11 protein-coding genes are annotated in these 14,343 nt (G+C 59.8%); 4 read left to right on the top strand and 7 right to left on the bottom strand.

The genetic code is table 11. The annotated features are described in order from the left end of the window. Positions 1-2: 2 nt before the first annotated feature. Entirely contained in the window at positions 3-1,238 is a 1,236-nt protein-coding gene (locus tag SIB92_RS00805; RefSeq protein ID WP_412554029.1) for a 3-methyl-2-oxobutanoate dehydrogenase (2-methylpropanoyl-transferring) subunit alpha, read from the bottom strand. A gap of 220 nt (positions 1,239-1,458) precedes the next feature. Here SIB92_RS00805 and SIB92_RS00800 point away from each other — a divergent pair, with 220 nt between their 5' ends. Together SIB92_RS00800 and SIB92_RS00795 are read left to right on the top strand one after the other, a co-directional pair. Then, positions 1,459-1,923 carry an Lrp/AsnC family transcriptional regulator gene (locus SIB92_RS00800; protein WP_294118204.1) on the top strand — a complete coding sequence of 155 codons (465 nt, stop codon included), beginning with the start codon at positions 1,459-1,461 and terminating at the stop codon, positions 1,921-1,923. A 195-nt stretch (positions 1,924-2,118) separates the two neighbouring features. Further along, the gene (locus SIB92_RS00795) at positions 2,119-4,377 is read left to right on the top strand and encodes a methyl-accepting chemotaxis protein (RefSeq protein WP_412554028.1); all 2,259 of its coding nucleotides are present in this window, start codon (positions 2,119-2,121) and stop codon (positions 4,375-4,377) included. Between the two features lie 71 nt (positions 4,378-4,448). On the opposite strand, the gene SIB92_RS00790 is transcribed toward SIB92_RS00795, so the two are convergent. The 4 genes from SIB92_RS00790 to SIB92_RS00775 form a co-directional block, all read right to left on the bottom strand. Then, positions 4,449-5,546, bottom strand: coding sequence for an ABC transporter ATP-binding protein (locus tag SIB92_RS00790; RefSeq protein WP_412554027.1), 1,098 nt, complete (start codon positions 5,544-5,546; stop codon positions 4,449-4,451). Between the two features lie 4 nt (positions 5,547-5,550). Beyond that, positions 5,551-6,444: a carbohydrate ABC transporter permease gene (locus SIB92_RS00785; RefSeq protein ID WP_412554026.1), complete on the bottom strand. Its 894-nt coding sequence runs from the start codon at positions 6,442-6,444 to the stop codon at positions 5,551-5,553. After that, entirely contained in the window at positions 6,437-7,309 is an 873-nt protein-coding gene (locus SIB92_RS00780) for a carbohydrate ABC transporter permease (protein WP_412554025.1), read from the bottom strand. The genes SIB92_RS00785 and SIB92_RS00780 overlap by 8 nt, the downstream gene beginning before the upstream one ends. A 63-nt stretch (positions 7,310-7,372) precedes the next feature. Continuing rightward, entirely contained in the window at positions 7,373-8,617 is a 1,245-nt protein-coding gene (locus SIB92_RS00775) for an ABC transporter substrate-binding protein (RefSeq protein ID WP_412554024.1), read from the bottom strand. Positions 8,618-8,847: 230 nt separating this feature from the next. Between SIB92_RS00775 and SIB92_RS00770 the strand changes: the two genes are divergently transcribed. Continuing rightward, complete coding sequence (locus SIB92_RS00770) at positions 8,848-9,591, top strand: response regulator transcription factor (protein WP_294118215.1); 744 nt, start codon at positions 8,848-8,850, stop codon at positions 9,589-9,591. Next, a complete protein-coding gene (locus tag SIB92_RS00765; protein WP_412554023.1) occupies positions 9,588-11,045 on the top strand; it encodes a sensor histidine kinase in 1,458 nt (485 codons plus the stop codon). Before SIB92_RS00770 ends, SIB92_RS00765 begins: the two co-directional genes overlap by 4 nt. Before the next feature lie 94 nt (positions 11,046-11,139). On the opposite strand, the gene scpA is transcribed toward SIB92_RS00765, so the two are convergent. Then, entirely contained in the window at positions 11,140-13,266 is a 2,127-nt protein-coding gene (gene scpA / locus SIB92_RS00760) for a methylmalonyl-CoA mutase (protein WP_412554022.1), read from the bottom strand. 24 nt (positions 13,267-13,290) lie between these two features. Beyond that, positions 13,291-14,247, bottom strand: a complete 957-nt coding sequence (locus SIB92_RS00755) for a hypothetical protein (protein WP_412554021.1) — start codon at positions 14,245-14,247, stop codon at positions 13,291-13,293. Positions 14,248-14,343 lie beyond the last annotated feature (96 nt).

Raw genomic sequence — 14,343 nt, 5'->3', positions numbered from 1 at the left:
GATCAATACCCCGCTTCTTGACGTTGACGGATCAGGTGCGCCGGCATGGTCTCATACACCCCTTCAAACATATCGCGCGGGCTGGGCGCTTTGCCGCCTGCCAATGTGCCCACCGCTTCGGCCTCTTTCTGCACCGAAATCACCGTATCGAGGATTTCCGCTTCCGCCTGCGCGTGGCGGTCTTCGCTCCACTCGCCAATCTTGATCAGGTGCTGCTTCAGCCGCTCAATTGGGTCTCCCAATGGCCAGGCCGCCGCCTCACGTTTGGAGCGATAGGCTGATGGATCATCAGAGGTCGAGTGCCCGCCTGCCCGATAGGTCACATGCTCAATTAACGTGGGTCCATGGCCCAAACGCGCCCGCTCGGCGGCCCATTTCGCCACCGCATGCACCGCCAGATAGTCGTTGCCATCCACGCGCAGGGAGGCAATGCCAAAGCCATGGCCACGTGCTGCGAAGGTGCCCACGCCGCCGCGTGCGATTCCTTGGAACGTGGAAATGGCCCATTGGTTGTTCACGATATTGAGCACAACCGGCGCTTTATAGGTCGAGGCAAAGACCATCGCCGCGTGGAAATCGTTTTCCGCCGTGGAGCCATCCCCAATCCAGCCCGTGGCTATCTTGGTATCGCCCGAAATCGCAGACGCCATGGCCCAACCTACCGACTGCACAAACTGCGTGCCCAGGTTGCCTGAGATCGAGAAGAAGCCATGTTCTTTTGACGAATACATGATCGGCAGCTGACGCCCCGCCAACGGGTCTTCGGCGTTGGAGTAGATCTGGTTCATCATCGTCAGCATCGGGTACTCCGACGCAATCAACAGACCTGCCTGACGATAGGTTGGGAAGTTCATATCCCCAGGCTGCAACGCGCGGGCAAAGGCGCAAGACACCGCCTCTTCGCCCAAATGCTGCATATAAAAGCTGGTCTTGCCTTGCCGCTGCGCATTCTGCATCCGCGCATCAAAGGTCCGCAGGGTCAGCATGTGGCGCAAGCCTTCGCGCAACTCCTCCACGCTCAACGCTCCGGCCCAATCGCCCACCGCCTCGCCCTCTTTGTTGAGCACGCGCACAATCGAAAACGCCATGTCACGGATACTGTCCGGGTCCACGTCCACCGCGGGGCGACCAACCTCGCCGGCCCTAGGAATTTCGAAATCGGAGAAGTCCGGCGTGTCTCCGGGACGGCATCCCGGTTCCGGCACATTGAGGGAGAGCGGAGCGGTATCAGAGCCCATGCGTCACCTTTCTGAAGTGGGGCTGACGCCGGAAGGCACGGTTGCTCTGTCTTGTTGACCCACGCAAAGGGATCAGGGGCGGACAATGGAACCGATACCCCCGCCAGTCAGCGAGAATTATTCAACCTGTTAAGTTTAGCCTACATCCCGGGTTGAAAAACGGCGTTCTCCTATCGTATTTGCGAAATGTTGGCCGAAAACTTCGGCTATGGAGAAAATCGTGGCGAAAATCACTATAGACGAAATTGACCGAAAAATCATCCGCGCTCTGAGCGAAGACGCGCGCATGTCGGTGGTGCAAATCGCGGACCGGGTTGGCCTCTCTGCCACCCCCTGCAAACGCCGCTTGAAACAGCTGCAAGACAGCGGGCTGATCGCTGGCTACACCCTGCGCATTGATCGCATGACCGCCGGGTTTGGCATCACTGCCTATGTAAACGTCGAGCTGGAACGCCAGGATGCCGACGCTATTTCAAATTTTCAGAAAGAAGTGGCCCGATTTGACGAGGTTGTGACCGGCACGTTGATGACCGGCGCGATGGATTTCCAATTGGAGATCTGGGTGGAAAGCCTTGAAGAGTTTGAGAGTTTTCTGCAATCCAAACTCATGCGCCTCCCCGGCATCCGCGCCATCCGCTCTCGTTTTGCCCTCAAGAAGTTCGTGGAACGGGTGCGCATTCCGTAACCGCTTCGGCGCGAGAACCTTTTCCTTTCAGCCACTTAACAAAGCATCTATTTACGCTCCGAGCGTCCGTCGGCGGCGTCCGCACCGTTATTTTCCGGCTCAAATTTACTCTTAAACACTTCGAAGGGATTTTGTGGGTACCGATGAAGACCCCGTGATTTCTCGGGCGATGAGACATTTTGTGAGGAGCCAAAAATGTTCGGAGCCAAAAAGCTGTCACTCTCTCTCAAGCTGCCATTGGTTATGGTCGCATTGACAGCCACGTTTCTGGTAACAGTGTCCTTCCTGGTTTATCGCATGGCAGAACAGAACATTCGCCAGAATGTCTATGCCTCCCACGAAACCACGGCCAACGCCGGCAAACAGGCCATCGCCGCGCTGATTGACGCCGTGCGCCGCGATCTGGTGATGAACGCCGATCAGCCAACCACCTTCCGCGCGATCAGCAACTTTGACCGCGTTTTTGGCATGATCGAAGCCGACGATCCGATCAAATACCTGACGGATACCTATATCGCCAAAAACCCGAACCCAGCGGGCGAACGCGCCAAGCTGGTCGATCCGGGTGACGGGCAGTATTACAGCCAGTCCCACAACAGCTACCACCCAACCTTCCTACGCTCGCTGAACCTCAACGGCTACGCCGACATCTACCTCTTCAACACCGAAGGCCGCCTGCTCTACTCGGTGATGAAACAGGACGACTTTGCCCAAGACTTTTCCAAAGGCGCCTATGCCGCCTCCGGTCTGGGGCAAGTCTTCAAAGCTGCCGTAAACTCCAAGCCGGGCGAGATCAGCACCTCAGACTTTGCCGCTTATGAGATCACCGGCGGCGCCCCTGGTGCTTTCCTCGCGATCCCGATCTTGAGCAAAAAGAAAGCCATCGCCGGCGTTCTGGCCGTTCAACTGTCCAGCGACCGCATCACCAGCGCCCTGTCCACCAATCTGGACGACAGCGGTCATCAAAACCTCTTCCTGGTGGGCGAAGACGGCACCGCCCGCAGCCCTTCACTGATCGAAGGCCTGTTTGAAGTTTCCGGCGCCCTGCCCGCCGCCCCGCACATTGTCGCGGCACAGGCCCATGAGGACGCCTTCTTTGAATCCGTGGCCTCTGTTGGCGGGATTGACGCCATCAGCCTGGTGAAACCTATGGAAGTCCCCGGCTTCAATTGGTCGCTAGTCATGGAAACCGATCACGCTGCGGCCTTCTCTGTGGTCAATGAAATTCGCCTCGTCGCCATCGCCATGATCGCCGCCTCTGTGGTCATCGCCATCATCGTGTCTTGGATCGCGGCCAGCCGTGTTACCAAACCCATCCGCGCCCTACGCGGTGTCACCGACGCTCTGGCCGAAGGGAACTATGAGATCGACATTTCCGGTCAAAAACGGGGCGACGAATTGGGCGATCTGGCCCGCACAATGGGCGACTTCCGCGATAAGTTGAAACGCGCGGACGAAGCCTCGGAGCGCGAAGCCGAAAACGCCCGCAAAACCGCCGACGTGGTGGACACCATGAGCCAGGCACTGACGGAACTGGAGCGCGGCAACCTCGCCTGCGACATCCAAGAGCCGTTTGTGGCCGACTACGAAATCCTGCGCGAGAACTTCAACCACAGCCTCGCCAACCTGCGCACGCTGATGTCTGAGATCGTCGAAGCCTCCCAACACGTGGGCCAGTATTCTGACGAACAGAAATCCGCGGCCACAGTGATGGAAAAACGCACCGAAAGCGCCGCTGCCACGCTGGAAGATACCGCCCACGCTGTGACGGCACTCTCGGACGGTGTGAAAGCCACTGCCGACCGAGCCACTCGTGTGGATGGCGTGATGCAGACCGCCCGTCAGGAAGCGGAAAACAGCCGCGATGTGGTTTCTTCCGCCGTGGAAGCCATGGACCAGATCCAGACCGCCTCCAGCGAGATTTCCCAGATCATCGGCGTGATCGACGACATCGCCTTCCAGACCAACTTGCTCGCCCTGAACGCAGGCGTGGAAGCCGCCCGTGCGGGCAGTGCTGGCAGCGGCTTTGCCGTGGTCGCCTCCGAAGTCCGCGCCCTGGCGCAACGCGCCGCCGAGGCCGCGGGGCAAATTCAAGCCCTGACCAGCGCCAGCGAAGACCATGTCTCCAACGGAGTGGAAATGGTGGGCCGCGCAGGCGATGCGCTGACCAACATCATCACACAGGTGACATCTGTGTCTGATCTGGTCACCGAGATCTCTGAAGGCGTGCGCACGCAGTCTTCTGGTCTGGACAGCATCAACACCTCCATGAGCGAGTTGGACTCCATGACCCAGCAAAATACCGCCATGGCCGAAGAAGCCGCCGCCTCCAGCCAGATGTTGCTGGCCGAGGCGCAAGGCCTATCCGGCATCGTGGCGCGTTTTGATATGGAGGGCGCACCCGAGCCGGACATGTCCGACAACTTCGAAGAGGACGATCGCCTCAGCGCATAAACCTCACCCTCCAAACACAAAAGCCCGCCTGATCCAGTCAGGCGGGCTTTCTTGTCTTAGACAGCGGAAGCTTAGTTCAACCGCTCGCCACTGCCCGGCGCAAAGTAAGACACTTTGCTGAGGTCAAACGCCAGTGGCAACGGCTGCCCCGGCTGTGCGCCGGTCTCCGCATGCAATCGCGCCGTGACCTGCTTACCACCCAGCTCGGACACCACAAAAGTATCCGCACCCGCTGGCTCCACCATGTCGATATGACACTCCGCCACCTGCACGTCTTCACCAGCCCGGAACCCGGCCTCGGCAATGTCTTCAGGCCGCAGCCCCAGGATCACATCCTGCGGCAGGTTTTCCGCATGGGTATCTGTCAGCATCAGCGGCGCCGCCCCCTCACGGGCAATCTCAATCTGCGTGCCCGTGCCATTTTTGGTGGCCTTCGCCGGGATCAAGTTCATCGCCGGGCTGCCCATGAAGTCCGCCACAAACAGGTTGGCCGGACGGTTGTAGATTTCCGCCGGGGTGCCAATCTGCTGCACCACACCGCCCTTTAGAACCACAATCTTTGTCGCCAGCGTCATCGCCTCGATCTGATCGTGGGTCACATAGACCATGGTCGCGCCAAGGTTCTGGTGCAGCTTCTTGATCTCAGAGCGCATCTCCACCCGCAGCTTGGCATCGAGGTTGGACAGCGGCTCATCAAACAGGAACAGCTTGGGATCACGCACAAGCGCCCGGCCCATCGCCACTCGCTGCCGCTGACCACCGGAGAGCTGCCCGGGACGACGGTTCAGCAACTGCTCAATCTGCAGCTGGCTGGCCACCTCATTGAGCTTCTGCTCCTGCGTCGCCGAATCCACCCCACGCACTTTCATGCCAAAGGTGATGTTCTTGGCCACCGACATCGTCGGGTACAGCGCGTAGGACTGGAACACCATCGCGATGTCACGGTCCTTGGGGCTGACATGCGTCATGTCTTTGCCACCAATCGACAGCGTGCCGCCGGTGATCGGCTCCAGTCCAGCGATACAGTTCAGCAGTGTGGACTTACCACAGCCAGACGGGCCGACCAGCACAAGGAAATCACCGGGCTCAATCGCCACATTGATGTCCTTCAGGATCTCGACGGAGCCGTAGTTCTTGTAGAGTTGTTTGATATCCAGAATGGGTGCCATGGGGTTAACCTTTCACGGAACCTGCGGTCAGGCCGCGGATGAAGTATTTGCCTGCCACCACATAGACAAGCAGCGTGGGAAGGGCGGCGATGATGGCGGCGGCCATATCGACGTTGTATTCCTTCACCCCTGTGGTGGAGTTGACGATGTTGTTGAGCGCCACGGTCACCGGTTGGGTACCTGCTTGCGTAAAGCTGACGCCGAAGAGGAAGTCGTTCCAGATGTTGGTGAACTGCCAGATCACGGTCACCACCATGATCGGGAGCGACAGCGGCAGAAAGATCGACCAGAAGATCCGGAAGAAGCCTGCTCCGTCCACTTTGGCGGCTTTGGTCAGTTCAGACGGAATCGTGACATAGTAGTTGCGGAAGAACAGCGTGGTGAAGCCAATCCCGTAAATCACATGCACCATGATCAGACCGGGGATAGAGCCAGCCACGCCCAGTTTGCCCAGGCTAATTGCCATTGGCAGCAGCACCACCTGAAACGGGATAAAGCAACCAAACAGCATCAGCGAGAAGATCAGGTTCGCGCCTTTGAAGCGCCACTGCGCAATCACATAGCCGTTCACCGCACCCAGCAGAGTGGCAATGATCACCGCCGGCACTGTCATCAGAACTGAGTTCCAGAAGTACGGCTTCAGCCCCTCACACTTCACGCCGGTACAGGTCTCAGACCAGGCCGTGCGCCAGGCATCAAAGGTCACTTCCCGTGGCAGCGCCACCAGAGAACCGGTGCGGATTTCCTCCAGGCTTTTGAGCGAGGTGGTCACCATCACAAACAGCGGCATCAGATAGAAGAGCGCAAACAGGCCCAGCAAAGCAAACAGCAACCACCGCAAAGCCAACTGGCTATAGTTGCGACGCGGCGCGTCATAAGATTGGGTGAAATCAGTCATGTTTCGCCCTCAGTTCGGAATACAGGTAAGGCACGACAATGGCAAAGACGACACCCATCATGACCATGGCAGAGCTGGCTGCCTGACCAATATCGCCGCGCGAAAAAGCCATGGCGTACATGTAGGTCGCAGGCAGGTCCGTGGCGTAGCCGGGACCACCGCCGGTCAGGGCAATCACAAGGTCAAAGCTCTTGATCGCAAGGTGCGCCAGCACAATGAAGGCCGACAGGAAAATCGGGGCCATCGACGGGATGATGATGGCTGAGTAAATCCGCCAGGTTGGTATGCCATCCACCTGCGCCGCCTTGATGATTTCCTCATCCACGGAGCGCAACCCGGCGAGGAACAGCGCCATGACAAAGCCGCTGGCCTGCCACACGGCCGCAACCACCACCGCATAGATCGCCATCTTGGGATCGGTGATCCAGTTAAAGGTAAAGCTCTCAAAGCCCCAGCTTCTGACAGTGGCTTCAATGCCCAGCCCCGGGTTCATGATCCACTTCCACGCGGTCCCGGTCACAATCATCGACAGCGCCATCGGGTAGAGGTAGATCGTGCGCAGCGCACCTTCGGCGCGGATTTTCTGATCCAGCAAAATGGCCAGGAACAGGCCGAGGATCATGGAAATCCCGATGAACAACGTGCCAAAGACGAACAGGTTGTCCATCGCCGTGTCCCAGCGGGGGGAGGCAAACAGGCGATCATACTGGATGAAGCCTTTGATTTCGTATTTCGGCGTCAACTTGGAGCGGGTGAAGGACACCCAAGCGGTCCAGAAGATAAAGCCATAGACAAAGATGAGGACGGCCACAAAAGAAGGTGCAAGCACCATCTTTGGCACGTGGCGTTCAAGCCATTCGGTCATCACAGCGACCCTTTATTCAAATGCCCCGCCCCGAGAAGTTTCGGGACAGGGCGTGGGAGAAGGTTACAGCGAGTTCGCAACCGCGTCGGCCAGCATCTTCACCGCATCGGCAGAAGACATGTCCGAGTTGAAGTGCGCGGTCACAACATCGGTGATCGCACCGGCCTGCGCGCCGCGCAGCGCCATGCCGTGGGCATAGCTTGGCAGCAGGGAGCCTTCGTCGCTGCTCGCAGCCATATCGGCGGCAGAGGTGTGGGCACAGCTCTCAAACTTGTCCAGCGCCACATCTGTACGGGCTGGAATGGAGCCTTTGTTCAGGTTGAACACTTCCTGGAAGTTTGGACCCATGATCAGGTCTGCCAGCAGGTTCTGACCTGCTTTTTTGTCGTCGCCGTCGACGTCAAACATGGCAAAACTGTCAACCACATAGAGGTAGCCGTTGCCTGGGGTGGAGGCGCAGAGGAAGTCTTCACCAGGAGCTTTGCCAGCCGCCAGGAATTCACCTTTGGCCCAGTCGCCCATGATCTGGAACGCCGCTTCGCCGTTCATCACCATCGCGGTGGCCAGGTTCCAGTCACGACCGGAGAAGTTGCCATCCACATAGCCGCGCAGTTTGCGCATCTGGTCAAACACAGCAATCATCGTGTCAGACTGCAGCGCTGCCGGGTCTAGGTCCACAAGCGCCTGCTGATAGAACTCAGGGCCACCAAGGCCGAGTGCCACAGCTTCAAACACAGTTGCGTCCTGCCAAGCCTGACCGCCGTGCGCCAGTGGGATCACACCCGCCGCCTGCAGCTTGTCAGCCGCCGCGTTGAACTCGTCCCAGGTGTTTGGCATTGCAATGCCGTTGGCTTCCAGCACGTCCGCGTTGGCCCAGATCCAGTCCACACGGTGTACGTTCACCGGTGCCGCGCACCAGCTGCCTTCACACTTCATGTGACCCGCGATGGAGGCTGGCAGCACAGTGTCCCAGCCTTTTTCCTCGGCCACGGCAGAGATGTCTGCCAGCACGCCTTCTTCATACCATTCCTGAATGGCCGGGCCTTTCAGCTGAACGGCGGTTGGCGCATTGCCAGACAGCACGCGGGCCCGCAGTGCGGTCATCGCCGCGTCGCCGCCACCACCGGCCACAGGCATGTCGGTCCAGGTGCCGCCGTTGTCGGCAAACTCTTTCTGCAGCACAGCCACGGACTTGGCTTCACCACCGGATGTCCACCAGTGCAGAACCTCTGCCTGAGGCTCAGCCTTGGCAATGTTGGATGCCACAAAGGACGCAACCACCGCGGCTGCGAATACGGATTTTTTCATAATGTCCTCCCAATTTCGACTGCCCGTCTGAGCAGTGCTGCCCCTTTCCTGCCAAACGCTGAGGGGGCGTAACAATCCACCAAATACCGGTTTTGCCTTTGCCATGTCACAAAATCCGGTGTTCTGTTACACGCTGTTACCTAGGCCTTGATTTTGTTGCACGCTGTTACAAAGCAAGCAACACAACACCCTGCCGTGGGGGAGCGGCGGGCAACTATTGGGAGGTAGGCATGACGATTCCACGGCTTTTGGTGGTTGATGATGACGCGGAAACTCGTGGGATGCTCACGCAGTTCCTGCGCCAAAACGGTTTCATCGCCCTGCCGTGTGACAGCGAGGTCACCATTCGCGAACAACTGGACAGTGGCCGCGTGGACCTCATCTTGCTGGATGTGATGTTAGGGGACGAATATGGCGTCGACATCTGCAAACGCCTGCGCCACGAACAGGACGTGCCTGTGATCCTGGTCTCCGCCCTCTCTGCCGACCATCACCGTATGGCAGGCTACGAAGTCGGCGCGGACGACTACATCGCCAAACCGTTTAACCCCAACCTGCTGCTCGCCCGCGTTAAAGCCGTCCTGCACCGCGCCAAACGCAGCAGCTCCCTCACCTACCGGCGCAGCATCTCCACCTTCCGCTTTGGCGGCTGGTGTTATGATGCCAAGCGCGACGAGGTCACCTCTCCTCAGGGCTATCAGGTCAGCCTTTCGCGTAAGGAAACCGCCCTGCTCAAGGTTTTCCTGGGCAACCCCCACATCCCCCTGACCCGCGAAGAAATCAACACCGCGCTGGATGTGACCGGCGATGGTCAGGACGCAGGTAACGGAAACCCGGGCCGCGCCATTGACGTTCTGGTGGGCCGTCTGCGCGGCAAAATCGAAGCCGAGCCCAAAATACCAGAAATGCTGCGCACCCAACGTGGTGTCGGCTACGTCTTTGCCGTTGATGTGGCGGTTGAGGACGATCAATGACCGCCACGTCACAGGGCCTTCGCCTGAACACCCTGGGCGTTCTGCTGGTCGCCGCCTGTTTTCTGACCGCCTACGCCACGGCCTGGATGTGGTCCTCCTCCACCAACGGCTGGCGCGACCACCTCACCCGCTCCTACGTCGCCGGTGTCTCTCTCTATGACAGCCTGCGCACCCGCGCCGACCCTCCGGTGGGGGTGGACATCAGCCCCCTTTCTCAGTTGGCGCAAACCCAGGTCATGCAAGGTGACTTCTGGCAACTGCCCAACGTGCCTCAACCGGCCTTTGTCACCAACGTCTCCATCAAAGGTCAGGGCCATGATCCGGTCTCCGGCGAGTCCCTGGCGCTGATCATTGTGTCTGACAGCCTGCAGTACAACGTGTCCGAGCTGATCTCCAACGGTCGGCAATCCGCGGCGCAAAAACTGGGCAACGTCACCCAGCTTCTCGCGACCTATTGCAGCGAACCCATCCTCTTTGCCCGCATGGGCGCGCAGGACTGGAAACGCATCGACGGGCAAGACGTCTGGGGCTGCCACGCCGCCCCCACTGATCTGCGCCTGCCCGCCATCCTATTGGCGCTGGTGGCGCTGGCGATCTTCACCACGCTGGTGCGCGACACTTCTGCGCATTTTGAACGCTTTGCGCGCGCCCTGCGCAATCACCGCCGCCTTGGCGGCCCACAAAGCTACGCCCTGCAAGGGCCCGAAGAGCTGCGCGAGATTGTGCAGGCGCTGAACCTCTATCTGGAGCGCGAACGCGAACAAATTGCCAAACGCGCCACGGTGCTGTCCGGCGTCAGCCACGATCTTGGCACCCCGGCCACCCGCCTGCGCCTGCGCGCCGCCTTGGTCGAAGACGCCGAGCTGCGTGGCAAATTTGAGGCCGACATCGACAGCATGACCGAGATGATCGAAAGCGTGCTGACCTACACCCGCGCCGAGCTCAACGAAGAGCCACCCCGCAACCTCTCGCTCACCTCGCTGATTGACGCGCTGGTCGACGACTACCAGGACCTCGGCCAACCCGTCACACTAGCGACCTCCGAAACCCCGTCGTTTCAGGGTGGCGGCTCGGTGTTTACCGCCACCGCCGGTCGTGGCGCACTGCCAACGGAACAACGCATCCTGGTCTCCGCCCGCCCCGTGTCGCTCAAACGCGCGATTTCCAACCTGATCGAAAACGCCTTGAAATACGGCCGCAAAGCCAAAGTGGCCGTTGAGGCCACCGCCGAGCACGCCATCATCACCGTCGAAGATGAAGGCTCCGGTATGACCGCCGCCGAAATCGAAGCCGCCGTCGCGCCTTTCACCCGTGGCGACAACACCCAAGCCATCGAGGGCTACGGCCTCGGCCTGACCATCGTGGCCACCGTGGCCGAACAGCACGGCGGCACACTTCATTTTGAAGCCGGCACCGGCGGCATGCGCGCCTGCCTGAAAATCCAACGCCACTGAGCCGCAAAAAAAGGCGCTGCAGTTACCTGCAACGCCCCGCTTTTCACAGTCCCCAAATATCCTCGGGGGTCTGGGGGCAGACAGCCCCCGGCGCTTACGCCCGCGCCGCGCGGATCAGGCCGAGAATATTCTCTGCGGCCTCCGGAATATTGGTGCCCGGCCCAAAGATCGCCTTCACGCCAGCGTTTTGCAGGAATTCATAGTCCTGCTGCGGGATCACCCCGCCACAGATCACAATGATGTCTTCCGCGTCTTTGCCTTTCAGCGCCTCAATCAGCTGTGGCGCCAAAGTCTTGTGACCCGCTGCCTGCGAGGAAATCCCCACCACGTGCACGTCATTGTCCACCGCGTCCTGCGCCGCTTCTTCAGGGGTCTGGAACAGCGGGCCTACATCGACGTCAAACCCGATGTCAGCAAAGGCGGTTGCAATCACCTTCGCACCGCGGTCGTGTCCGTCTTGGCCCATTTTCACCACCAGCAAACGCGGACGACGGCCTTCCTCTTCGGCAAAATCCTCGATGGATTTCTGAATCGCCGCAAAGCCTTCGTCACCTTCGTACGCCGCGCCATAAACGCCCGCCAATGTCTTCACCTCGGCCCGATGGCGGCCGAATTCCTTCTCCATTGCCATGCTGATTTCTCCTACCGAGGCACGCGCCCGCGCCGCTTCCACAGCCGCCGCCAACAGGTTGCCGCCTTCTTTCGCCACTTTGGTCAGGTTCGCCAATGCCGCCTCACAGGCCGCGCTGTCCCGATCCGCGCGGATCTGCGCCAAACGCGCCACCTGGCTTTCGCGCACCGCCACGTTGTCCACGTCCAGAATGTCGATCGGATCTTCGTTGTCCTTGCGGTATTTGTTCACACCCACAATGACTTCGTCGCCTTTGTCGATCATCGCCTGACGGGTCGCCGCGCTCTCCTCGATGCGCAGCTTTGGCATGCCAGAGGCCACCGCCTTGGTCATGCCGCCCATTTCCTCAACCTCTTCCATCAGCGCCCAGGCCTTCTGGATCAGGTCATCGGTCAGCGCCTCGACATAGTAAGAGCCCGCCAATGGATCGACCACATTGGTCACGCCGGTCTCTTCCTGCAGGATCAGTTGCGTGTTGCGCGCAATCCGGGCCGAGAAGTCGGTCGGCAGTGCGATGGCTTCATCAAGCGCGTTGGTGTGCAGCGACTGTGTGCCGCCCAAAACCGCCGACATCGCCTCATAAGCGGTGCGGATCACGTTGTTGTATGGATCCTGCTCCTGCAAGCTCACGCCAGAAGTCTGGCAGTGGGTACGCAGCATCTTGGAGCGTTCGTTCTTGGCGCCAAACTCGGTCATCACCCGATGCCACAGCGTCCGCGCCGCACGCAGTTTCGCCGCTTCCATGAAGAAGTTCATGCCAATCGCAAAGAAGAAGCTCAGACGCCCGGCAAACTTGTCCACATCCATGCCCGCGTTCATCGCCGCACGCACATATTCGCGCCCATCCGCCAGCGTATAGGCCAGCTCCTGCACCAGGTTCGCCCCCGCTTCCTGCATGTGATAGCCGGAAATCGAAATCGAGTTGAACTTCGGCATCTCGTTGGAGGTGTACTCAATGATGTCGGAAATGATCCGCATCGATGGTTCTGGCGGATAGATATAGGTGTTGCGCACCATGAACTCTTTCAGAATGTCGTTCTGAATGGTGCCTGCCAACAGGCTCTTGTCATGGCCCTGCTCTTCGCCCGCTACAATGAAGTTCGCCAGGATCGGGATCACTGCGCCGTTCATGGTCATCGACACGGAAACCTTGTCCAGCGGAATGCCGTCAAACAGGATTTTCATGTCCTCAACGGAGTCGATTGCCACACCGGCCTTGCCCACATCGCCAACAACGCGCTCGTGGTCACTGTCATAGCCGCGGTGCGTCGCCAGATCGAAAGCCACGGAGACACCCTGCTGTCCGGCCGCCAGGTTGCGGCGGTAGAAGGCGTTGGATTCTTCTGCAGTGGAGAAGCCCGCATACTGACGGATGGTCCAAGGACGGCCCGCATACATGGTGGCCTTGGGGCCGCGGGTGAACGGGCCAAACCCGGGCATGGAGCCCATGTGATCAAGCCCCTCGGTGTCTTCCGCCGTATAGAGCGGCTTGACGTCGATGCCTTCCAGCGTCTTCCAGGTCAGATCCTCAAGCGGCTTCCCGCGCAGCTCTTTCTCTGCCAGTTCGGCCCATTTCTTGGTGTCCGTCATTGGTGTCATCCTCGTCTGTGTTCTTTAGGGGCCAAAGCGCCCGGCATGTCGCGCCGTGCTGGTCCCGTTTTCTTCGATGAGAAACGCCAAACCATCCGCCCCGGCGCGCAGCCAGGCCAAATCCTCAACGTAAATCTCGCGTAAAATATCCACTTGGAACCCGCTGAACGGATGCCAGCGGTCCGTGCCTTTGGGCAGGCTCTGCGGGTCCACCCCGCGATCGGCCAGCACCTCGCGCAATACCGGCAACTCCGGAACATGCGACAGACCGCTCACGCGGAAATTGGTTGGCGCACCAAACCGTCCGCTCACGGCATATTCCACAACCCGCGCCGGCTGCTCGCCCAGCCGCTCATACGGCAGCACCAGAATTTCCGCGTCTGGCGCGGCACAGGCCACATCCTGCACCACTTTGCGCCAGCTGCGCGGCTGCGTGACCAACCGATCCATGGTTGCCTCACTCGGCACATCTGCGCCCATCTGCAAGGCATGGGCCATTGCGCCGCCCCAGTAGTCTTCCAGCGCGCGCATGCCCAGTACCACCCGCTTCACACGCCCGCCAAAGGCATGCACCATGCGGGCCACACGCTCGCCCGCTGCCGGGTAGAGCCGTTCGCTGGCAATGTTGTTCTCCATCGAGCCCAGCATATGTGGCTCCAGAACCAAAAGCTCCCGGACCCTTTGCCGCTCCAACATGGCACAGCGCAGCTGCACCCGTCCGGCCCCCCGCGCGCGCCTGCGCGCCACACCGTCCAAACCGGATTTCAGCGTCAGCCCGTCAAACAGACCTTTGCGTGTGACCTCCGGTGTCCACACCTTCAGCCCATGGGCCTCCAGCGGACGGCGGTTGCGGTTGAGATAGCTGGCGAGCGTGGAAACCCCACTCAGATGGGCCCCGACATGTAGGATGACGTCCATGGCTTTGCGCACCTTTTTGAGGGCCACACCCTCAAGGCTGGCCGGATATACAGAGGCCGCCATCATGCCGCATCACCCGTGCAAATGCTGTTAACCGACGTTAAAATTTGACCGACTTTACCAAAGGGGTTCGTATTGGGGGAAACACCCCCTATATTG

Origin of the sequence: Shimia sp. MIT1388 (assembly GCF_047124445.1) — a bacterium.
Lineage (GTDB): Bacteria > Pseudomonadota > Alphaproteobacteria > Rhodobacterales > Rhodobacteraceae > Shimia.
The sequence above is the reverse complement of the archived record's forward strand: the minus strand, read 5'-3'. Positions and strand labels throughout refer to the sequence as shown.